This window comes from Chryseobacterium sp. HNCC26DJ241 (genome assembly GCF_057180505.1).
Genome location: NZ_JBXUGL010000094.1, coordinates 1 through 343, shown reverse-complemented (window position 1 = coordinate 343; position 343 = coordinate 1). Strand labels below are relative to the sequence as shown.

Below are 343 nucleotides of genomic sequence, written 5' to 3'. Positions count from 1 at the left end.
TGTGGTGTCATCCGTTTGTCTGAGCGCCTGAACAATTGCCGTACTTTCGGTGCCGTATTGGAAACCGTCCAGATAATCGGTGTCGATTACGGTGCTTCCCGTTGCATTGTTTAACGTAAATGTTTTCTTAATTTTTACACCATCCGCTCGGTAGAAATATTTGGTGTTGTTCACCTGAGCGATTTCTTTTGGTAGATTCAGATAGTTGTACGCAATATTAGAAATACCCTTGTCCATCATTTTGGTCATATTGCCGTTGGCATCGTATTCTATTAAGGAATTTCCGCCTTCATATCCGCTGGTGTTGGCGGCTGAATCAGCAATATTGGTCACCTTGTTTCCG

At 43.1% G+C, this 343-nt stretch carries 1 protein-coding gene; it reads right to left on the bottom strand.

Features of this window, described 5'->3' with window-relative positions; translation table 11 throughout:
• Nucleotides 1-237: hypothetical protein (locus tag AC2A1C_RS15885; RefSeq protein WP_484026912.1), on the bottom strand; the 237-nt coding region annotated here is incomplete at its 3' end.
• Nucleotides 238-343 lie beyond the last annotated feature (106 nt).